Source organism: Paenibacillus sp. GYB006 (assembly GCF_036577645.1).
In the GTDB taxonomy this organism is placed as follows: Bacteria; Bacillota; Bacilli; order Paenibacillales; family Paenibacillaceae; genus Paenibacillus.
On sequence record NZ_JARBDA010000055.1, the window covers coordinates 1 to 560 of the forward strand.

The window sequence follows — 560 nt, forward strand, 5'->3', positions numbered from 1 at the left end:
AGCTTGCGTACAGCTCCCCGAGGCAGTATCGTTGTTCGCCACGTCCTTCATCGGCTCCTAGCGCCTAGGCATCCTCCGTGTGCTCTTAATAGCTTAACCATATGCTCATTTTTGACTGATTCACTCCAGTTGGCTTTCGCCAAAAGTCATTCATCATTCAAAAATTTCGCTAAGCAATCTATTAATCTTCACTTGTTTAACACAAGTTCAGCTTAAAGGATATTTCTAAAATCGCAAAATTGTTTCGTTATCTAGTTTTCAAAGAACAACGCAAATAATGATGAAATTATTATGGTGGAGCCAAGCGGGATCGAACCGCTGACCTCCTGCGTGCAAGGCAGGCGCTCTCCCAGCTGAGCTATGGCCCCTCAAATTCCATCAAAACCGAACAAATGGATGAATGATATGACTTATTAAGTCGATTTGAATGTTTCCATTGCAGGAAACGATTCTCCATAGAAAGGAGGTGATCCAGCCGCACCTTCCGATACGGCTACCTTGTTACGACTTCACCCCAATCATCTACCCCACCTTCGACGGCTGGCTCCTTGCGGTTACCC

The 560-nt window shown here is 45.4% G+C and carries 1 tRNA gene and 2 rRNA genes; all 3 read right to left on the reverse strand.

The features are described from left to right. A 23S ribosomal RNA gene (locus PV403_RS24840) occupies positions 1-99 on the reverse strand; the annotation flags it as partial. A 193-nt stretch (positions 100-292) separates the two neighbouring features. Further along, positions 293-368 (reverse strand) — tRNA-Ala (locus tag PV403_RS24845). A 91-nt stretch (positions 369-459) separates the two neighbouring features. Continuing rightward, positions 460-560, reverse strand: a 16S ribosomal RNA gene (locus tag PV403_RS24850); the annotation flags it as partial.